This is a genomic window from Enterococcus alcedinis, from assembly GCF_014635985.1.
Classification (GTDB): Bacteria; Bacillota; Bacilli; order Lactobacillales; family Enterococcaceae; genus Enterococcus_I; species Enterococcus_I alcedinis.
Map to the genome: position 1 here is coordinate 523,371 of NZ_BMDT01000001.1, position 21,186 is coordinate 544,556.

The 21,186-nt window shown below is 37.0% G+C and carries 21 protein-coding genes; 6 read left to right on the top strand and 15 right to left on the bottom strand.

The features are described from left to right. Positions 1–93 precede the first annotated feature (93 nt). Together obgE and IEV09_RS02595 are read right to left on the bottom strand one after the other, a co-directional pair. A complete protein-coding gene (gene obgE, locus IEV09_RS02590) occupies positions 94–1,407 on the bottom strand; it encodes a GTPase ObgE (RefSeq protein ID WP_188366689.1) in 1,314 nt (437 codons plus the stop codon). Positions 1,408–1,640: 233 nt separating this feature from the next. Continuing rightward, positions 1,641–2,732: a DUF871 domain-containing protein gene (locus IEV09_RS02595; protein WP_188366690.1), complete on the bottom strand. Its 1,092-nt coding sequence runs from the start codon at positions 2,730–2,732 to the stop codon at positions 1,641–1,643. Between the two features lie 169 nt (positions 2,733–2,901). Here IEV09_RS02595 and IEV09_RS02600 point away from each other — a divergent pair, with 169 nt between their 5' ends. Beyond that, positions 2,902–3,627: a peptidylprolyl isomerase gene (locus IEV09_RS02600; protein ID WP_188366691.1), complete on the top strand. Its 726-nt coding sequence runs from the start codon at positions 2,902–2,904 to the stop codon at positions 3,625–3,627. Positions 3,628–3,715: 88 nt separating this feature from the next. Further along, positions 3,716–4,096 (top strand): PH domain-containing protein, encoded by a 381-nt coding sequence (locus IEV09_RS02605; protein WP_188366692.1) that lies wholly within the window; start codon positions 3,716–3,718, stop codon positions 4,094–4,096. 61 nt (positions 4,097–4,157) lie between these two features. Here IEV09_RS02605 and fabZ read toward each other — a convergent pair whose 3' ends face one another. Further along, positions 4,158–4,607, bottom strand: a complete 450-nt coding sequence (fabZ, locus tag IEV09_RS02610; protein WP_188366693.1) for a 3-hydroxyacyl-ACP dehydratase FabZ — start codon at positions 4,605–4,607, stop codon at positions 4,158–4,160. A 206-nt stretch (positions 4,608–4,813) separates the two neighbouring features. On the opposite strand from fabZ, the gene fabI reads away from it, so the two are divergent. After that, the gene (fabI, locus tag IEV09_RS02615; protein ID WP_188366694.1) at positions 4,814–5,569 is read left to right on the top strand and encodes an enoyl-ACP reductase FabI; all 756 of its coding nucleotides are present in this window, start codon (positions 4,814–4,816) and stop codon (positions 5,567–5,569) included. Positions 5,570–5,620: 51 nt separating this feature from the next. Here the strand turns inward: fabI and IEV09_RS02620 are convergent, their stop codons facing one another. Together IEV09_RS02620 and IEV09_RS02625 are read right to left on the bottom strand one after the other, a co-directional pair. After that, positions 5,621–6,259 (bottom strand): nitroreductase family protein, encoded by a 639-nt coding sequence (locus IEV09_RS02620; RefSeq protein ID WP_188366695.1) that lies wholly within the window; start codon positions 6,257–6,259, stop codon positions 5,621–5,623. Between the two features lie 15 nt (positions 6,260–6,274). Next, on the bottom strand, positions 6,275–6,682 hold the full coding sequence (locus tag IEV09_RS02625) for a MarR family winged helix-turn-helix transcriptional regulator (protein WP_188366696.1): 408 nt from the start codon (positions 6,680–6,682) through the stop codon (positions 6,275–6,277). 179 nt (positions 6,683–6,861) lie between these two features. Between IEV09_RS02625 and IEV09_RS02630 the strand changes: the two genes are divergently transcribed. Continuing rightward, entirely contained in the window at positions 6,862–7,767 is a 906-nt protein-coding gene (locus IEV09_RS02630; RefSeq protein ID WP_188366697.1) for a mechanosensitive ion channel family protein, read from the top strand. Between the two features lie 32 nt (positions 7,768–7,799). On the opposite strand, the gene cbpB is transcribed toward IEV09_RS02630, so the two are convergent. From cbpB to racE, 4 genes are read right to left on the bottom strand one after another with little or no spacing between them, the layout of a single operon-like run. Next, positions 7,800–8,285 (bottom strand): cyclic-di-AMP-binding protein CbpB, encoded by a 486-nt coding sequence (gene cbpB / locus IEV09_RS02635; protein WP_188366698.1) that lies wholly within the window; start codon positions 8,283–8,285, stop codon positions 7,800–7,802. Between the two features lie 29 nt (positions 8,286–8,314). Continuing rightward, positions 8,315–8,827: a metallophosphoesterase gene (locus IEV09_RS02640; protein WP_188366699.1), complete on the bottom strand. Its 513-nt coding sequence runs from the start codon at positions 8,825–8,827 to the stop codon at positions 8,315–8,317. Continuing rightward, positions 8,828–10,174 (bottom strand): ribonuclease PH, encoded by a 1,347-nt coding sequence (gene rph, locus IEV09_RS02645; RefSeq protein ID WP_188366700.1) that lies wholly within the window; start codon positions 10,172–10,174, stop codon positions 8,828–8,830. It lies immediately after the preceding gene. Continuing rightward, the gene (racE, locus tag IEV09_RS02650; protein ID WP_188366701.1) at positions 10,175–10,987 is read right to left on the bottom strand and encodes a glutamate racemase; all 813 of its coding nucleotides are present in this window, start codon (positions 10,985–10,987) and stop codon (positions 10,175–10,177) included. Positions 10,988–11,198: 211 nt separating this feature from the next. On the opposite strand from racE, the gene trpS reads away from it, so the two are divergent. Next, a complete protein-coding gene (trpS, locus tag IEV09_RS02655) occupies positions 11,199–12,209 on the top strand; it encodes a tryptophan--tRNA ligase (protein ID WP_188366763.1) in 1,011 nt (336 codons plus the stop codon). A 97-nt stretch (positions 12,210–12,306) separates the two neighbouring features. Here trpS and cls read toward each other — a convergent pair whose 3' ends face one another. The 6 genes from cls to IEV09_RS02685 all read right to left on the bottom strand — a co-directional run bounded on the left by cls (position 12,307) and on the right by IEV09_RS02685 (position 19,836). Continuing rightward, the gene (gene cls, locus IEV09_RS02660) at positions 12,307–13,833 is read right to left on the bottom strand and encodes a cardiolipin synthase (protein ID WP_188366702.1); all 1,527 of its coding nucleotides are present in this window, start codon (positions 13,831–13,833) and stop codon (positions 12,307–12,309) included. A 208-nt stretch (positions 13,834–14,041) separates the two neighbouring features. Next, complete coding sequence (locus IEV09_RS02665; RefSeq protein WP_188366703.1) at positions 14,042–14,812, bottom strand: ABC transporter ATP-binding protein; 771 nt, start codon at positions 14,810–14,812, stop codon at positions 14,042–14,044. A 24-nt stretch (positions 14,813–14,836) separates the two neighbouring features. Next, positions 14,837–15,874, bottom strand: coding sequence for a taurine ABC transporter substrate-binding protein (locus IEV09_RS02670; protein WP_188366704.1), 1,038 nt, complete (start codon positions 15,872–15,874; stop codon positions 14,837–14,839). A gap of 1 nt (position 15,875) precedes the next feature. Next, positions 15,876–16,652, bottom strand: a complete 777-nt coding sequence (locus IEV09_RS02675) for an ABC transporter permease (RefSeq protein WP_188366705.1) — start codon at positions 16,650–16,652, stop codon at positions 15,876–15,878. Positions 16,653–16,783: 131 nt separating this feature from the next. Then, complete coding sequence (locus tag IEV09_RS02680; RefSeq protein ID WP_188366706.1) at positions 16,784–18,487, bottom strand: FAD-dependent oxidoreductase; 1,704 nt, start codon at positions 18,485–18,487, stop codon at positions 16,784–16,786. A gap of 23 nt (positions 18,488–18,510) precedes the next feature. Beyond that, positions 18,511–19,836, bottom strand: coding sequence for a YeeE/YedE family protein (locus IEV09_RS02685; RefSeq protein WP_188366707.1), 1,326 nt, complete (start codon positions 19,834–19,836; stop codon positions 18,511–18,513). Positions 19,837–20,043: 207 nt separating this feature from the next. On the opposite strand from IEV09_RS02685, the gene IEV09_RS02690 reads away from it, so the two are divergent. Further along, positions 20,044–20,922 (top strand): LysR family transcriptional regulator, encoded by an 879-nt coding sequence (locus IEV09_RS02690; RefSeq protein WP_188366708.1) that lies wholly within the window; start codon positions 20,044–20,046, stop codon positions 20,920–20,922. Positions 20,923–21,186 lie beyond the last annotated feature (264 nt).

Genomic DNA, 21,186 nt, shown 5'->3' on the forward strand with positions numbered 1-21,186 from the left:
CACTTTATCCTTTTCTCTAATAGTACCAATAATCTCTGCAAAAGAACATAAAAAAACATGGTATCTGATAAATAAATCAGATACCATGTGTGATTACTCTACAAACTCAAACTCAAATTTACCGATTCGAACAATATCGCCATCTTTCGCGCCACGAGCACGTAAAGCTTCATCGACACCCATCGTTCTTAATTGACGAGCAAATCGCATAATTGTTTCGTCATGACCAAAGTTGGTCATTTCTAGTAATTTCTCTAATTTCTCACCTGATAAAGTCCATGAAGTATCTGGTTCACGTTGAATCTCAAAGGCTGGTTCATCGTCTACGAAGTTGTATTCAACTACGTCTTCTTCTAGTTCTTCATCGTAAAGTAAGAATTCAGGTGTTACTTCAAGTAAATCAGCTGTCGCGCTTAATAAAGCATCGATTCCTTGGTGTGTGACACCAGAGATTGAAAAGACTGGGATTGGATCCGCAAATTCATCTTCTTGTTCAGCTGCTAATTTCTCTTTAAATATTTTTAAATTTTCTTGCGCATCTGGCATGTCCATCTTATTTGCCACAATAATTTGTGGACGTTCAAGGAGACGTAAGTTGTGCGTCTTCAATTCATTATTAATTGTCAAATAATCTTCGTAAGGATCGCGACCTTCCATTCCACTCATATCAATCATATGTAAGATAACGCGAGTACGCTCAATGTGGCGTAAGAATTGTGTTCCTAAGCCAACACCTTGTGATGCTCCTTCAATTAATCCTGGTAAATCAGCAACAACGTAACTACGGCCATCAGGAATGTGAACCATTCCTAGATTTGGTACAAGCGTTGTAAAGTGGTAAGCACCAATTTTCGGTCTAGCAGAAGAGATAACTGATAATAAAGTTGATTTTCCAACAGAAGGGAAACCAACTAAGCCGACGTCTGCTAAAACTTTTAATTCTAATTCAATGCGACGTTCTTGTCCTGGTTCACCATTTTCAGCTATTTCTGGTGCTGGATTTTTCGGTGAAGCAAAACGAATATTTCCGCGGCCACTACGACCACCTTTAGCTACGACTAGTGTCTCACCATGCTCAATTAAATCGCCTAATAAAGCACCTGTATCGGCATCACGTACCGTTGTTCCTTGTGGGACTTTCACATACGTGTCTTCTGCACCACGACCGTGTTTCCCTTTACTCATTCCATTTTCCCCTGCATCTGCACGGAATTGACGATTGAATCGAAAGTCCATTAACGTACGTAATCCTTCGTCAACGACTAAAATAATTGAACCACCTTTACCACCGTCACCACCAGCTGGACCACCATCGGGAACGTATTTCTCTCTACGAAAGGCAACCATTCCGTCTCCGCCTTTACCGGCTTTGGCTTCAATCGTTACTTGATCTAAAAACATGGACATATTTTGTCCTCCTATCTATTTACTACTTAACATTCAGCATAAAAGTCTTATTTATTGTACCTAGCAAAGTCAAATTTGTCTATCATTTCATGATGTTAATTGATTATTTCCTTATCAAACTCTCATAAGTTGACATAATATGACTGTAGTTAACCGAAAAACGATCAAAAAGTAAGTAAAGAGATTTATAAAAAATAAGAGCTATGACATTTGCCACAGCTCCTTAAGCATTATTATTTTGCTTCGATTAATTTAAAGCTTGACCATGGTTTTAAGAATTCTAACAAGAATAACTCGTCTTCTGAAATACGACCGACCACGTTGACACGGCCATCATTTTCCATTTCTTTCAATGCGATTTGTGTTTCGCCTTTATATTGACCGTAGCCTTCATTATCAATCAAAACATCGCCGCGTACAATATCTCTTGTTGTATGGGCTGGGAATTCTTTGTCTTTGTAATACACACGTGTCATTGTTGAACGTAACATATACGCTGAACGGTCACCACGATAGCTATGCATATTATCAAATAAACAAACACGCTCGTTTTCAGTAATTTCTTCACCCGGAACAACTTTAATAATTGGATATGGTGATTGGAACGCTTCCGCCATTGCTTTTAATTCTTCTTCAGAAGCATAAGCATTTCCAACAGTAATATCATCAATTAAGCCTGTTAACAACAAATGCTTCACTTGTGTTGCAATTTCTAAATCACGGTGATCTTCTAACGAGCAAAGACCATCTTGAGTTGGCCAAGGACCAAAAGTTGCGGCATGTGAGTTTACAAAAGCCATTGTATTTAAATTGTATTTACGGAATTTTTCTGAGCAAGCAACAAAATGATTGTACTCTAATCCTGTATAACGGTGCGGATAAAAGTTATGCGAACCGATTAAATTCTCAGTGTTTGGCGAATATGTCATAATGTTATCAACGTAACTAGTCCCTTGGCTCATATTAATTTCAATTTTGATATTATAAGGGTTACGTGTCATACGTGCTTCTTCTGATCCAGTAAAACCTAAATCTAAACGAATACCGTATGCACCCATTTCATCAAAGAAAGATAAATCGTCATAAGAAATACCTAATTGTGTGAATAAAGCTGGGTTGATATCCACCATGACTTCCATTTCTAAAGAATTTGCATAATCAACAACTTGTTTGAATTCTGCTAAGACTTTGTCTTTATCCTCTTCAATTTGTAATAAGCTGGTGAAGACACGTTTAAATCCGTACTTATGTGCTAAGTCTAAATATGCCTTATCCTTTTCGAAAGTTGAACGTTCTGGATAAATTGAAATACCTAATTTTCCCATTGCTTAATTGCCCCCTGTATTCATTATAATCTTTGCTTACAAAGTCATTATAGCAAAGCGCTTCCGTTAGGTCTATCTTTTATTTTTTTTAATTTTTAACGGCTATTCAATTTCTTTCTTTTTTGATATGATGGAAGAGATTCAAAATAAGAAAGGACTTACAAACTGAATGAAAAAGAAAAATCTAGTAATGTTATCGGCGACACTTCTCACAGCGATTGCGTTAGCGGCTTGTTCACCAAGCACAGACTCTTCCGCAGAAAACTCAGAAACAACGCCCTCTTCTTCGATTGATTTAAGTCAAGTTGAGTTGCCTCAATTAGATAACGAAATTAAAGAAAATGAAAGCGTCGTTGAAATCACGACTTCAAAGGGGAAAATCACCGTTAAACTTTTCCCTGACATCGCACCTAAAGCCGTTGAAAACTTCGTTACACACGCCAAAGATGGCTATTATGATGGGACAACCTTCCACCGTATTATTGAAGAATTTATGATTCAAGGTGGCGATCCTAACGGCGATGGAACCGGTGGTGAGAGTATTTGGGGCGAAGGCTTTACGGTAGAAAAATCAAACCAACTTTATCATATCCGTGGGGCATTATCGATGGCTCGTGCACAAGCCTTAGATAGTCAAGGCAGCCAGTTCTTTATCGTCCAAAACACACAAGACATGACAAAAGACTTAGCGATTCAATTTACACCCGAAAAAATTATTGAAGCTTATAAAAATGGTGGCTTCCCCAGCTTAGATGGCGAATATACCGTTTTTGGTCAAGTAATTGACGGCATGGATGTCGTCGATGAAATTGCAAAAGTCGAAACAGGCGCGAATGATATTCCTACTGAAGAAGTTACAATTGAAAGCATGAAAGTGATACAAGAAGCAAAATAATACGTAACCGTCATCGAATGAACCATTTTTAATGCTCATCGCTGACGGTTTTTTATAAATTTATTGTCATTGAAAGGTGGAAACAAAAATGGGTTTATTTGATGGATTATTAGGAAATGCAAGTGATGCGAATCATCAAACCGTCAAAAAAGAATTAGCAAATGTGCTGATGCCTGATGAAAACATTGATTTGGCTTTTCAGCTTGTTCGAGATTTAATCGTGTTTACCGACTATCGCCTAATCGTTGTTGATAAACAAGGTTTAACTGGTAAAAAAATTGATTATAAAACATTTCCTTATAAAAGTATTTCAAGATTTAGCGTTGAAACTGCCGGACATTTCGATCTAGATGCTGAATTGAAAATTTGGATTTCAGGCGCTGCTGACCCCGCACAAAGCTTGCAATTTAGAAAAGATAAAAGTATCACACAAATTCAACAAGCACTGGCTGTTGCTGTGCTAAAATAACGAATCAAAAAAGGCTACAAACGTTTTTATACCGACGTTTGTAGCCTTTTGTTTAACATTCTTATTTTGCTTGCTTTTGATCCCCGACAATGAATGTAAACTCACATTCAGCGACAACTTTACCATCAACGGTTGCGATGGCATCTGCCGTTCCGACTGGGCCTTTTACTTTCATAATTTCAAATGACAATTTCATTGTGTCGCCTGGCACCACTTTTTGACGGAATTTTGCACGGTTAATTGCACCAATATAAGCTGTACGCCCTAAAAATTCTTCTGATTTTAAAATTAAAATCGAGCCGGCTTGTGCTAATGTTTCTAAAATCAATGCACCTGGCATTACTGGATTTCCCGGGAAATGTCCTTGGAAGAAATCTTCATTAATCGTCACATTTTTGGTCGCTATAATTTTCTTACCTGGTTCGATATCGTCTACATAGTCAATATAAATAATTGGAAAACGGTTAGGAATTAAGTCCATGACTTCCGTTTCAGTTAAAAACTTTTTCATCAAGTTCCCTCTTTTCGATAATTTAAAAGATTGTATTACTTTGACTATCAAAGTATCATATTTTAGTCAAATTAGCAACTTCAGATGAAAAATAATAAATTTAGTTTGACAATCAAACAATTTTCGCTAATAATAAGAAATCATGAGAGTCATTCATGGGTTTGACTTATTTAAAAATTATTGATGTATTTATAAGGAGTGGAATTATGAGTTTTTTAGCAGGTAAAAAAATCGTTGTCATGGGTGTTGCCAATAAACGTAGTATCGCTTGGGGTTGTGCACAAGCTTTACGTAATCAAGGTGCCGAGGTTATTTATACTTACCAAAGTGAACGTATGAAGAAACCTTTAGAAAGACTACTAACCGGCGAAGAATTTTTAGTTGAATGTGATGTCGCAAGTGACGAAAGTATTGAACGTGCTTTTGAAGAAATTAAAGAATATGCCGGCGAGATTCATGGGGTTGTCCATGCAGTTGCTTATGCCAATAAAGAAGATTTACAAGGTGAAGTGACAGAAATTTCACGTGAAGGCTACGCTTTAGCACAAGATATTAGTGCGTATTCATTAATTGCTGTGACTCGTTTTGCGCAGCCTATTCTAGCGGATAACAGCGGGATTGTCACATTAACGTATTTAGGCGCAGAACGTGCGGTACCGAATTACAACATGATGGGTATTGCCAAAGCAGCTTTAGAATCTGCTGTTCGTTACTTAGCGGCTGATCTATCACCTAAAAAAATTCGCGTGAATGGCATTTCAGCTGGCGCAATTAAAACATTAGCAGTAACAGGCGTGAAAGATTACCAAAAATTAATCCAATTATCAGAAGATCGTACACCTGACCACATTGGCGTAACAATTGAGGAAGTAGGAAATGCTTGTGCTTTCTTAATTAGTCCCCTTTCAAGTGGGATTATTGGTGAAGTGATCTTTGTTGATAAAGGCGTTCACCTTTCTTAATTCGCTCGTAAAAAAAGGATTGACCATTCAAACGGTCAATCCCTTTTTTTATTATTTAAATGTTGTAATTTTTTCAGCATCCAGACGAACCGATGGATACCCTTCTTCGACTGCTTTCCCGATTGAAACAATCATTACAGGCTCGTAGCGCTCTTTATCTAGATCGAATGCTTCTGCTAGTTGATCCGCTTCAAAACCACCAATTGGATTCGTTTCGTAGCCACGAGCACGAGCCACAAGCATTAATTGCATCGCTGCTAAACTTGAGTCAATTCGAATCACGTTCGACATCTCTTCTTTACTGAAATTCTTATAATGAGGAATAATAGCATCCAGTTGTTTCTGTTTAACTTCTTCTGGCATTTTCCCTGCTATAACTGCTTGACTGTAGATCTCTTCACCTAAATCATAACACTCACGATCACCAAAAATTAAAATCATTGCTGAAGATGTTTCGTTTTGTAACGTATTAAAGCGGATTAATGGTTGTAACTTTTCTTTTTCTGCTTGGCTCTCAACAACAACAAAACGCCATGGTTGTAGATTAACCGATGATGGTGCTGTCGTTGCCTCTTGAATCATTTCTAACATTTCTTCACGAGAAATTTTGACATTTGCATCATATTTTCGCACAGATCTTCTTCCAAAAGTGATTTCTGAAAAATTATTATTGATATATTTGTCTGACATATATAGTTCCCTCTTTCATTTAATTAGTTTTGTTAATAAAAAAAATAGTTGCTCTTCTTCGATTTCGTCTAAAGGAATATTGAACGATGGATTCAAAGATTCGACTTTGGTTTGACAATCTCCCATCGCTTGTTGAGCACGTTCAGTGATTTGAACAAACACTTCTCGTTTATTATCCTGATTGCGTTCACGCGTGACATAGCCTTGGTCCTCCAAAACCTTTAGATGACGTGTCACAGCGGCACTATCAATGCTTAAGGCATTTTGTAAATCGATTTGACAGCATGGTCCATGATCCTTTAAAAACAGCATCAACTCATAGCGAGTCAGACTAATCCCTGTTTCTTTTTCAAAAATCGACGTCATTTCTTGGTTTGCTAACTTTAATTGATAAAGTAAGCGACTAATTTTCTTTAAATCCATAATTACCTCCTGGCTAATCGTTGACTAGTCAACTGTTGACTGGTCATATATTAAACAAGTTCCTTTTATCTGTCAATTTTTTTGTTTAACCATTAAATTATCAGATATTTCGCTAAAATTGATTGCTCTTTTTCCACCATCATTGATACAATGGTAACTAGTAGAGGTGGAGGGAACTTATGCTTAATCAATTAACAACATCGACTTCCGGTGACTCACCGATCGTCGAACCAACAATCCAACAATTAAATGCCTTACAACGTTGGTGGAATAGTATCAACTGGGAGAGTATTCTCTCGCTAATTATTCAAAAATCAATTGCTATCGGATTATTAATTTTATTATTTATCTTATTAGCACGGATTGCCAATTTCAGTATCAAACAAATGTTTCGTAATTATCAACGCAGCAAAGCATCTGAAGTCCGTCTAACAACCTTAAAAACGCTCGTCTTAAACGTGACGCATTATACATTATCCTTTTTCTTTATTTATGCGTTACTGTCCATTCTAGGCGTCCCAGTAGGTTCGTTACTAGCCGGGGCAGGAGTTGCTGGTTTAGCAATCGGTTTAGGTGCACAAGGCTTTACAAACGATTTATTAACGGGATTTTTCATTATCTTCGAACAACAAATTGATGTCGGGGATTACGTGATACTTTCAAATATCAATATTGAAGGTACCGTCACACAAGTCGGATTACGCCTACTACAAATCCGTTCCATTGACGGCACGGTTCATTTTATCCCTAATCGAAACATCACAACTGTCAGCAACCAATCCAGAGAAGCCCGACGTGTGATTGTCGATGTCCGGATTGACCCTTCTGAAGGGATTGAGGGCATCCGTGAAGCGATTGATAACGCCAATCAAAGCATCGCTAAAATGTATGCTGAAGATTTACAAACACAACCGACCATTTTTGGAACGGTTGATCTAGGCAATAGTAATTATGCGATTCGTACCACATTATACGTTGAAAACGGCAAGCAAGCTACTGTGCAACAAGAGCTTTTAACACTCTCAATTTTCGAACTGACAAAAGCGGGCTATAGCATTCCAAACACGCCTATTGTGCTGAAATAAAAAAAGCGAAGCTTCGGCTTCGCTTTTTTTATTTATTTATTTTTCAATGGAACACTTTTTGGTTCAATGGTATAACGTCGTTCCAATTCATGAACGAGATGATTGACTGATTTTAAGACTTCTTTTCGTGTAATAATACCTTCAAAAATATTGTCTTCGTCTACTACTGGTAAAAAAGAACCATCAACTAGCAAATGCAAAATATCTTCTAGGTCTTCTTTATGCAAAACGGTTGGGACATTGACCTCCATGACATCAGCTACGGTTAAGCCTTCAAGCAACCGATAGTCAAAACCGGTTAATCCCATCATCTTATTGACAATATCAGATAGTCCAATTAAACCGACTAGACGGTCTTCTGTATCAAGAACCGGTATTTTAGCATAGCCTACTTTTGATAAGATAAGTAATGCGTGTTCCAAAGGATGGCTATAAAGTAACGTAGCTACGTTTTCAGCCGGTACGATAAAATTTTCTTGGTTTTCTCTTAATAATTCTTCTGTGTACTTCCCAATCACAATTGTTCACTCCATATTCTGGCTCTTTATTATTTTTTAAATTCAAAAGTCAATTCTGGTAGAAGTGTAAAGTCTGCTCGATAATATTGAATTGTCCAATCTTCTGCTGTGCTTTCGACAATACAGTAGCTCTTTTCTTGAATCGTTCCTCGAGGCTGTGAAATACTCCCTGGATTTAGAAACAGCGTATTTCCAACCTTTTCACAACCAATGACGTGTGTGTGACCAAAAAAGACAAGATTCGCTTTTTCTTCAAGTGCTTTTAAACTTAGACGATACAAACCAAAACGCACATCATATAAATGGCCATGTGTCACTAACACTCGGTCTAACGGTGTTTCAACTGTTAGCGATGCTTCGTAACCACGATCATAATCACAATTTCCTGTCACAATATGCACACCTTGCCACAAAGAGTCATTTGACGGCAACTCAGAATCTCCACAATGGAAGATTTCATCCACTTCATTTTTATATCGAGCGAATAGCCGTTCAATAACAGAACGATCGCCATGGTTATCACTCACAACTAGGTATTTCATTTACTCCCCACTTTCGAGCCAACTTTGCCACTCTTTTTGTAATTTAGCTAATGCTTGTCCACGATGACTAAGATGATTTTTCTCTTCGTTTGATAATTCTGCTGCTGTTTTATCCATTCCTTCAACGATAAATAATGGATCATAACCGAAACCATTATCCCCTCGTGGAATGCGACCAATACGTCCGCGCCATTTTGCTTCTACTACTAAGCTTTGTTTTTTAGGGGCAGCAAAAACTAAGGTACAATGGAATTGGGCCCCTCTTTTCTCGTCGGGAACGTCGGTTAATTCATACAGTAATTTGGCATTGTTTGAACCATCACTCTTATGTTCCCCTGCAAATCGGGCAGAATAAATGCCAGGCAAGCCGCCTAATTCATCCACTTCTAAGCCAGAATCATCCGCTAGAACAGGCATTTGTAAAATATTTGCAATCGTCTCCGCTTTTAAGCGCGCATTTTCTTCGAATGTTTTTCCAGTTTCCTTAACATCTGGTAAATCAGGATAGTCTTTCAACGTTTTGATCTGATACCCAGCTTCTGCGAACATTTTTTCAAACTCTTTCGCTTTTCCAGGATTTCCTGTAGCAATCATGATCGTTTTGTCTGCTTCAAGTAACTCAGTCTTCGTCGTATATAACGCTTCTTTTTGTTTGACAATTAATTCTTCAATCGCCGTTTTTCCAAGTAAAAGCATTTGATTAAGTTCTTCACCAGTGAACGTCGTTTCTTCCCCGGTTCCTTGAATCTCGACAAAAGCACCGCCTTCAGTCATGACTAAATTCATGTCGACATTGGCTTGGCTGTCTTCATCATAATCTAAATCAACCACACCCGTACCGTCGGCTAAGATTCCGACACTAATTGCCGCTAGATGTTCTTTAATTGGATCTTCCGTTAATTCATTTGTTTGTAGCAATTTATCAATCGCTAGACGTAAGGCCACAAATGCACCGGTAATACTTGCTGTTCTTGTACCACCATCAGCTTGTACCACGTCACAATCGACAACGATACTTCTTTCACCAAGTTTTTCTAAATCGACAACTGAACGCAAGGCACGGCCGATCAGACGTTGAATTTCCATCGTGCGTCCTGTTAATTTCCCTTTGCTTGCCTCACGACGATTACGAGTATTCGTCGCACGTGGCAACATACTATATTCAGCGGTTACCCAACCTGTCCCGCTACCTTTTAGAAAAGGTGGTACGCGATCTTCTAATGTTGCGGAACAAATAACAATCGTATCGCCAAATGAAATAACGACCGATCCTTCTGGGTGTTTATATACGTGTGTTTGAATGGAAATTTCTCTTAATTGATGATTGTTTCTACCGTCATGTCTCATTTATGCATCTCCTAATTGAATCTGTTTTGATTGAATATCTGTTCGTTCAAGCCATGTATTGGCTATTTCATCGAACATCTTCGTTGAGCCTGTGGTATAGCAGACCAGTTTTCCTGGTTCAGGCGTATTTAAGCTGACTAAACTAAAATAATCAAGCAGCATGCTAACTTCAGAAATTGTCTCTGCACCCGAATCAACCAGTTGCACGTCTTTTCCCATTACATTTTGAATGATTGGTCGTAATAATGGATAGTGTGTGCACCCTAAGATCAAGGTGTCGATTTTTTTATTTTGTAACGGTTGTAATGTTTCGGCTACAATTTTTTTCGCAATCGGTGAATTTGTTTGATTGCTTTCAACAAGTGGCACAAATTTTGGACAAGCTAAACTAAAGACCGTTGCACTCGCTACACGACTTTTAATCGCTTGTTCATAGGATTGGCTATTGACCGTACCAACCGTACCAATAATACCTATTTGTTGGTTCTTTGTTGCTTTAACTGCTGCTCGTGTGCCAGAAGCAATGACACCGATGACCGGTATCGGTAATTCTTTGCTAATCTCCTCTAGAGCCACCGCTGTTGCTGTATTACACGCAATGACGAGCATTTTAATTCCTTGCTTCATTAAAAAACGTGTCATTTCCCACGTGTACGCTACTACTTGTTCCGCAGGACGAGGACCGTAAGGACATCTTGCGGTATCCCCTAGATAAATCATATTTTCATTGGGTAATTGTTTCATCGCCTCTTTAATGACGGTTAAACCACCAACACCAGAATCGATAAACCCTATCGGTTGTGTATTATTCATGCGCTACATCCTTTATTTTCACTCTATCTCTACTATTTTCGCCTTTTTCGCCTATTTTTTCAAGGGTTCTTACTTATTATTTAAAGACTTTTCATTCTTTATTCAAACTTTTCGATAGAACCGAAAAAAATCAACAATTTCTGCGGTTTCAATTGTTTCTTACGGCAAAAACAGGTAAGATGAAGAGTAGAATAAAAAAGAAAAGGTGAACATTTTGAATACTATTTTAACTGGGGACCGCCCAACTGGCCAACTACACTTAGGACACTACGTTGGCTCACTAAAAACACGTGTCGAAATGCAAAAAGATCCAGACAACCAATTATTCGTCATGGTTGCAGATATCCAAGCATTGACTGACAACGCAAAAAATCCAGAAAAAGTTTCAGCTAACGTTTTACAAGTTGCACTGGACTACTTAGCCGTTGGACTCGATCCAAATAAATCAACATTATTTATCCAATCTCAAATTCCCCAATTAGCGGAATTAACGATGTATTATTTAAACTTGGTTAGCGTTGCTCGTGTGCGTCGTAATCCGACAGTTAAAGCTGAAATCGAGCAAAAAAACTTTGGTGAAAGCTTACCTGCTGGCTTCTTCGTTTACCCTGTCTCTCAAGCAGCCGATATTACAGCTTTTAAAGCCAACCTTGTACCGGTTGGTGAAGATCAAAAACCAATGCTTGAGCAAACACAAGAAATCGTGCATAGCTTCAACTCGATTTATAATACAGATGTTTTAGTGCAACCAAAAGTTGTCCTACCTCCAAAAGGTATGGGACGCTTACCTGGTATTGATGGTAACGGTAAAATGAGTAAATCTTTAGGAAACGGTATTTATTTAGCCGATTCCGCAGATATCCTAAAGAAAAAAGTCATGAGTATGTATACTGATCCAAATCATATTCGTGTCGACGACCCAGGACAAGTTGAAGGCAACATGGTTTTCACTTATTTAGATGTCTTTGGAACAGATAAAGAATACATCGAAGAATTAAAAGCACACTACCGCCAAGGTGGATTAGGTGACGTTAAAATTAAACGTTATTTAATTGATGTTTTAGAAGCAGAATTCGCACCAATTCGTGAACGTCGTGAAGAATTAGCAAAAGACCCCGGAGCGATCATGGAAATCTTACGCCAAGGTAGCTTAAAAGCTGAAAAAGTTGCAGCAGAAACACTTGATGAAGTGAAGCGCGCAATGGGCATTCAGTATTTCTAAAAAGCATTCAATCGTGTCAACAGGACAATAAAGCAGCGGCAAAAACCTTTTTTAGGATTTTGTCGCTGTTTTTTTCATCTATTCAACTATTGCTCACCTACAATAGCGGTGAGAAGAAAGCACTAAGTTTTTCTTTGACTCGTTGACTAATCGAACGCTTCGCGCGTTGTTTTTGAGTCACTCTTTCTGATTTGGACAAGTCTTCATTAAACTGGTCCACGATCGTTGCAACTGTTTTTGATGGGCCATAAATAAAAGCCGAAATTTCATGGTTCAAATAAAAACTTCGCATATCAAAGTTCGTTGAACCAATCGTTGCCAATTGATCATCAATAATCATATATTTCGCATGTAAAAAAGCTTCTTTATCATAAAAATAAACGTCAATCCCAGCTGTTAATAAGGAATCAATAAAAGAGGTGTTACCAAAATAGGACAACGCACGATCGCCTTTACCGGGAATAATAATTTGTACCCTTATTCCACTCCGAGCAGCACGACGTAACGTACTTAAAGATTCTTCATCCGGTACAAAATAGGGACTCGCAATTTTAATTGATTTTGTCGCTTTTCCAATCACATCCATAAAAGCATCATGAATAATTCTTTCTTTGTCATACGGGCCACCAAATAAAATCTGACAATTTTCATCTTCTTCTTGTTCGGTGAACGTTGTTGGAAAATAAACGGTTGTTTGATCTGTAAAAAAGGCCGCCGCATTTTCTTCTTGTTCAAAATAAATCCAATCATTTAAAAACACACCCTGCACTTCTAAAGCAGCCGGTCCTTTAATTCTTAAATTCGTATCTCGCCAATAACTAAATTTATCCGTGATACTACGATATTCATTTCCGAGATTCATCCCGCCCATATGAGCGGTTTCACCATCAATCACAACCATTTTACGGTGATTACGCCAATTTAGACGTGTACTTAATAAAGGTGAATTAACTAAGTCATAAGGTCTGACTTCAATTCCTGCAGCCCTTAGTTGATCTAACCATTCAAAGGGTAAATGAAATGAACCCACACCATCATACATCAAGCGAACTTCGATTCCTTGCGCAACTTTTTCCTTTAATAACTCCGCAAGCTCGTTCCCCGTTTCATCGGCTTTGTAAATGAAATAAAACAAATGGATATGGTGCTTTGCTTGACGAACATCACTCAATAGTTGTTGAAACGCCTGCTCACCATCAGAAAGTGAAGTTAATACATTTCCTCTTAACGCCGCATTCCCCGATAAGTGATAGAGTTCCTTTGATAAGGTCTGTTCTTTTGCTATCCAATGTTCTTGATTTGAAAATAATTGAGCTAAATGGCGCTCTAGTTGTTGATGATTCTTTTTTTGAGTCGCACTAAACCGTCTTTTTTGTTGATTCCTCCCTAACAATAGAAAAAGTAGCAGTCCGACATAAGGCAGCATCAACATGGCAAATAACCAGGCGAATTTCGAAGTCGCATTTCGCTGATCAAAAAAGATTAGATAGCTGGCGACTAAAATCGTCAATAGTTCGATAAATATAGTCAATAGAACGAAACTGTCAAATAACCAATAAAAAAAGAAGACACTTATAACAAAAAGAACGGTTGTTAAAATCATTTGCTGTAATTTATTTTTCATGGGGTCTACACCCTTCCTGCTCTTTTCCAAAGAGATATTCTCATTGTATATTAATATTCAAAACAATGATAGTCATAAAGAATAGGACATCTTATTTTTCTTTTACGAAATAAAAATAAGATGTCCTATTCGTATTGAGCATTTATTCATCGTCTTATTCGTCCTTTATTTAAAGAAAAATCTTTTAATAAATTAAAAAATGGTGAAATTATTGACAAATTTTCTGAAGTATTGATTCTTTTAAGTAAATAAATGAATCATCGACTTTAACCATATTAGATCCATTAGCCAATGCTTCTTGGCTGTAGTGAACTGGAATCGACTCGATAATTTGTCCAGGTGCTTTTGACATCACCAATACGCGTGTCCCTAAAGACAAAGCTTCTTCGATATCATGCGTAATCAAAAAAATGGATTGGTGATTTTTTTGCCAGATTTCACGAATTAACCCTTGCATTTGCACACGAGTTAAAGCGTCTAAAGCGCCAAAAGGCTCATCCATCAATAATAATTCTGGGTGATTAACCATTGATCGGGCCATAGCTACTCGTTGCCTCATACCTCCTGAAAGTTCGAAAGGATAACGTCCCTCTGAATCTGTCATATTGATTTGTTCTAAAAAAGAATCAACTTCTATTTTTCGTCGTTCTTTTTCGATTTTACGAACTTTTAAACCATACTCTATATTTTTTCGAACATTTAACCAAGGATATAATGTTGGTGACTGAAACACCACACCTTTTTTCCAGTCAGGCCCTTCAATTATTTGACCGTTCATTCGAACTTCTCCAGATGTTGGTTTTAAAAATCCCGCCATCAATTTCAATAATGTGCTCTTTCCGCAACCTGATGGCCCTACCAAACAAATAAATTCTCCTTTTTGAATAGTTAAATCAATCTCAGAAATAGCAGACACTTCTTCACTTTTAGATGAATAGATCACTTGCGCTTGATTTAATGTAATCACTGCTTTACTCATTGTTCCCTTTCCCTTTCTATCGACTTACTTTCTTACGACTAATTGTTCTGCATAAGAAGAATTAATAAATTGATGAACTGCCGTGTCTGTTGGTCGTTCCGTAATGGATTTTTGCTCAATTAGAAAATCAATTGTATCAATGAATACTTGGTGAAATTGACCAGGTGCTTGATTCGTTCCTAAATAATCTGCTGATATTTCTTCTTCAGGAGTCAACCATTTAGAAGCTTCCATTTGTGTCAAAGCTTCTTCTTTTGTAATATTCAAATCCTGACAAACCATTGTTGCTGCTGCATTTGGATCCTTCGTGTAATATTCTTGTCCTTTTGTTAGACAAGCTAAATAATCAACAACTAAATCTGGATACTTTTCTGAAAAACCTTTTCGAACCAAATCGACATTTGTTGTCATATGTCCTTTGGCAGCTAAGTCGGCACTAGTTGTTATGACACGTCCCGTTTCCTTGATGCGAGACAACGTTGGTTCCCAGGTATAGGCAGCATCAATGTCTTTGCGTTCCCAAGCAGCTACGATATCTGCAGTCTCCATATCTAAAAGCGTGACATCTTCTTGAATTCCCTCTTCTTCTAAAGCTTTTAATAAACTAAAATGAGAGGTTGAACTAAAAGGTGTTGCTATTTTCTTCCCCTTTAAATCCTTCACTCTTTGAATCTCTGAATCCTCTTGAACAACGAGGGCTTCATTTTCTCCCAACACATCATGTAACCAGATGAGCTCAACTGGTAATTCCTTAGACAAGGCCACGACAGCATTTGTGTAGCCCATTTCTGCAAAATCGATACTCCCGGATGCGAAGGCTTGATTAGCAGAAACACCTGAATCAAAAAAGAGAAACTTTGTCTCAATTCCTCGATTTTGAAAATATTCATCAAATTGTTTCATTGAAATAGCAACCTGTTTATCGTTTGGTACACGAATCATTCCAATATTAATTGCTTTCGGTAAACCTTCACTTGTTTCTGAAGGTTCTTTTTTCACACAAGCACTTAATATACACAATACTAAACCACCTAAAATAATTATCTTTCGCCATTTTTTCATTTTATTTTCCTTCCCAAAAAACAACAATACTTTCGATTTTTTTCAAAATGAGATCTAATAATACACCTGTAATTCCCATAATAATGATACCGACAAACATCACGTCGCTTTTTAAATAACGACTCGCATCAATTACCATCCAACCAATACCACTTGTTGCAGCAACCATCTCGGCCGCAATTAATGTTGTATAAGCCACACCGACTGCCGTTCGTATCCCTGTAAAAATTTGAGGTAAACAAGCAGGAAATATAATTGAAAAAAAGATTTGACGATTATTTGCTCCTAATGATTTGCCGCTTAAAATATAATCTTTTTTTACACGACTTACAGCAGAAACGCATGCCACATAAATTGGAGCAAAAGCAGCTAAAAATAATAAGCTAATCTTAGATGTTTCATCAATCCCTAACCATAAAATTAATAAGGTATAATAAGCCAATGGAGGTAAAGGTCGGTAAAATTGAACGACAGAATCAACCACTGCTTGAAAAGGTAAAAAATAACCACTTAAAAGCCCTAATGGAATTGCGGATAACACAGCATAAAACAAGGCAATAAACATCCGATAAAAACTAATACTGAGTTGTCCTAGTAAAGTTGTACCGTTATATCCATTCTTCAAAATATCTATAAATGTTCCCCACGTTTCTTGAGGAGATGGAACAAGCTTCGATTCAATCATCCCTGTATTGGTTAAGAACCACCAAAGAAATAAAAGTACCATCCAAGTCCCAATAGAAATTATGTGAAATGTTCTTTTATTTAATTCTTTCATTTTCATATCCTTCACTTCAAATGTTTTTACAATTATTTTCAAATAGTAAGAGGTTAAGGAAATATTACCCTACTGTGAAGTGATAACTTCCTTAACCTCTATTGTTGTGCGTTAATTATTATTTTCTTAGTTTATAACAAATCAAAACGATAATTCGTCACTATAGGTTCTCTAGCTTCTACTTGATCGGTAAAGTATTCATACATACTCAAACCTAGGAATGAGCCCATTAAATTATAAACATGCTTGTACCCCAGCATCCCTAATGCACGCACCATATTGTAAGAGCGTTGGCTAGATAGGCAATGAACATAAACTGGTCGATCTTTTGGAATTTCATTTAATCGTTCTCTGAATTGACTCATCGGGATGTTTACGGCCCCTTTAATATGCCCTTCAATGTATTCCCCTTCTTCACGACCATCAATAATGAACGCACCCGATTCTACAAGTCCACGGATTTCTGTAACGGGTACTTGCTTATACTCCCCGTTTAATACGTTCAATCCTACAAGTGCAGCCATGTTTACGGCATCTTTAGCAGTTCCATAGTCTGGTGAGTAGCATAACTCTAATTCTTTCAAATCTTCCAAGTTCCCATTAAAACGAATCATTGTTGCAATGACATCTACACGTTTATCGACATTTCCTTCACCGATACATTGTGCACCTAAAATTTTTCCCGATGGATAAGCATAAATTAATTTAAAAAAGATCGGACGTGCACCTGGCATAAGACCAACTTTATCTTTTGGAATAACATAAGATGTGCGGTAATCTAAACTCTCTTCTTGACATTGCTTCTCATTTAAACCCGTACACGCAGCATTCATTCCAAAAACGCGAACAACAGAAGAACCAATCACACCATGATTACGATACGTACGACCATAAATATGATCAGCAGCTGCTCGGGCTTGACGTTGGGCAGGTCCTGCCATTGTTAATTGGGTGACTTTACCGGTTTGTTGATGAGTGACTTCAATCGCATCCCCTACAGCATAAATATTTGGATCTGAGGTTTGATAATGGTGGTTAACCTTAATCGCGCCTGTCTTCCCCAGTTTTAATCCTGAAGCAACTGCTAATTCAGTCTCTGGCACTACACCAATAGCCATTACAACTGCTTGAGTCGGAATTGCCTTACCAGAACCTAAAACAACTTCATCCGCTTTAATTTCTACTAAACGATCTTCTAAAATCAAATCCACTGTATGATCCATTATTTCTTTGTGTAAAATTTGAGCCATATCATGATCAAACGGTGTCATTACTTGATTAGCAGCTTCTATTAGAGTCACTTTTTTTCCCGCCATTTGTAAATTCTCAGCGACCTCTAAACCGATAAATCCACCACCTACGACTGTTACATTTTCTACTTTTTTCTCATCAATATAGCGTTTGATCTGATCAATATCTGGAACATTACGAACAGAAAAAACATGTTGGCTTTCAATTCCTTTAATACTTTCTGGCATAATCGCTTTGGCTCCTGGTGATAGAACCAGTTCATCGTAAAACTCAGTTGATTCTTCTAGTGTATGCACATTTCGAACAAAGACAGCTTTTGCTTCCTTATCGATACGGATCACTTCATGTTGAACTTTTGCAATAATATTATATTGTTTTTTAAACTGTTCTGGCGTCATAAGAACTAAATCGTCGGCATTCTCAATTGTTTCACTTAAATGAAATGGTAAACAACAATTTGAGAAAGAAACAAAAGGTCCTCTTTCAAACATCACAATTTCTGCTTGTTCATCCAAACGACGAACTCTTGCTGCTGCAGATGCTCCACCTGCAACACCACCGATAACAACAATTTTTTTACTCATTAATAAATCCTCCACTCAATTTTTTATTTTAGTTTTGGTAAAGTACATGCTTTACCCGCAAAAAATTTCAATCCGATTAAGCCACCGATAGTCATTGCCACTAAGAAAATCCAACCTGAAATCGAAAACGTACTAATTGCAGAATACAAGGCTCCTGCGTTACAACCTTTGGCTAGACGAGCGCCAAACCCCATCAACAAACCGCCTATAATAAAATATAGCGAATCTTTACCAGTAAATGACGCATTCCATTTAAATCGGCCTGCTAATAAGAAAGCAATGACTGCACCGATAATTAAACCAAAGTTACGAATCGTACCCCCATCCATAAGTAAACCGTTTGAAGCAGCACCCTCTGCAATTTCAACAAGTTTTGGGTTCGTGAATTCGATTCCAATAAGGTTTGCAACATACGCTCCTAAATGTGAAAATGCTGAAGTCACACCCCAAGCTTTTTCTTGGCTTACTAAAATAAAAATCCAGACAAAAGCTAATAAAAGTCCTGTACGCATAAAGGTCCATCGTTCAATAAATAATTTATGATATAATTTCTCCTTCATCGAAATTGTCGTGTTCTCTGCAGGAATCGCTTTTTCAAAAGATTCCCAATCACCAAAAGGTTCAGCACTTGTTCCTTTATCACGACGTCTCTTTTCATATTTTAATGTCAAGTAATAGATTATGGCTAACCCTAATATAGAAATCGCTAACGCCCCAAAATATCCAAAGGTATCTGGTAAATAAGCTTGAACACCAATCTTCCCAATCCTTTGTTTATCCAGTACTGCTCGAGCCCATTCACCCGGTAAAGATCCTATAACAAAAAAGACAATCGTTAACCATGCACGACCTTCACCTTCTCCCATATCTGTCAGTGTCCCTGATGCACAGCCTCCTGAAAACATCATTCCCACTCCGAACAAAATGCCACCTAATATTGTACCGATATTGGCAAAAACCACATTTTGTGTTCCTGGAATAACCGTTTGTCCTTCTAGCGCTGAAAAACTTGGGACCGCACCGTTTTGTGCAGCAAGCCATTGTAAGCCGAAAGTTACAATCAACGTAACAAGAACCATTGCTAATAAAGCTTTCGTCAATGTACCTTCACCACGTACTACGAGTCGCTTTACTCCCCCCGCAAAGCCAAACCGCCCTCTAGATAAGATATAGCCCATCGATACTCCAGCAAACAAATGCATCGGTAAGGATACTTTCAAACTATTTAAGTATGTTCCAAAAATAATTAAGCCGATAATGATGATAATTCCAATAAGCGCTTGTGTTTTATCGAACAAGACATTATCATAGTCCTCATACGATTTTGTTATTGTTTGTTTTGCTTCCATTTTTTCCTCCTGATTTTAAGTTATTTTTTTCACATGAACATGTAAACGATCGTATTCACTCTTTCCATCTAATAGATAGTTAGAGCATTTATTCACAAATGAATCGTACTAAATATCAGATTCAATGTAAAATCGTAAAAAATTATAGATATATAAGTTTTTCTTATACATCTTTTTCTAATAAAGAACTGAGAGGAATTGATCACCATGCTTGATTATCGTTTTTCTACTTTTTTATCGTTAACGAAAACATTAAGTTACACACAAACATCTAAAGAGTGCAACATTTCACAACCAGCAGTGACCCAACAGATTAAATCTTTACAAAACGAACTAAACGTTGAACTTGTCCACTATCACAAAAGAAAATTATCCCTGACACATGCAGGTACCTACCTCGCAAATGAACTAGAAAATCTTGTTCCTAAAATGAATGATATAAACAAACACCTTCAAAAAATGTCGAAAATTATTAATGTAGGTTGCGGAAAAACTATAGGTGAATTTATTTTATTTCGAAAAGACTTTTCTTTGCAACGAATTTTATCAGACGATACAATCGATTTATCTGTGGATACTACCCACTCTTTACTCAAAAACTTAAATAATCACGTCTTAGATATTGCGATTGTGGCCGGTATATTTAATCATGAAGACTATATTGTTACGCCTTATTTAAAAGAAAAATTAATTGCTATTTGTTCGCCAGAAAATATCCACGCAAAAAAAGCCACATCGCTTACTGATCTGGCTAAACAAAATCTTTTTCTTAGAGAACAAGGGTCCGGTGTTTATGATATTATGATGAAAAAATTTAATGATGCAAAAATCCCCTTAGACAATTTTCGAAATATTAATGAGATCGCTAACATTAATGTAATAAAAAATTTAGTTGCAGATAACCGTGGCATTAGTTTTCTTTTTGAAACTTCAATTGAAGATGAACTAAGAAATGGATCACTTTGCGAAATTCCTTTGAATGAAACAGAAGATATTTACTTTTACCTCGTTATTCGTAAAGAAAGTCAATACGAACCCAAAATTACAAAAATATTCGATACATTGTTACAAAAAAATATTAATTAAAATCACTTTTGCTAGTAACTACTCAGATAATATTTATAGAGTTCATACAAATACTTTCGCAATCTTCTATTCTTAATATAATATTCAAAAAATAGCAAACCAAAATCTCTGGTTCTCACTGAATCGTTTGGTTTGTTATCTTTATATATAGCAAAACTTTATATCTTTAAATTTTGAAACACAAATCTATTTTATTTCATCGACAAAATCAATTGAACAAACCTATCTGATATTCATAAAAAGAAAGAATAAGAGCACTACAAA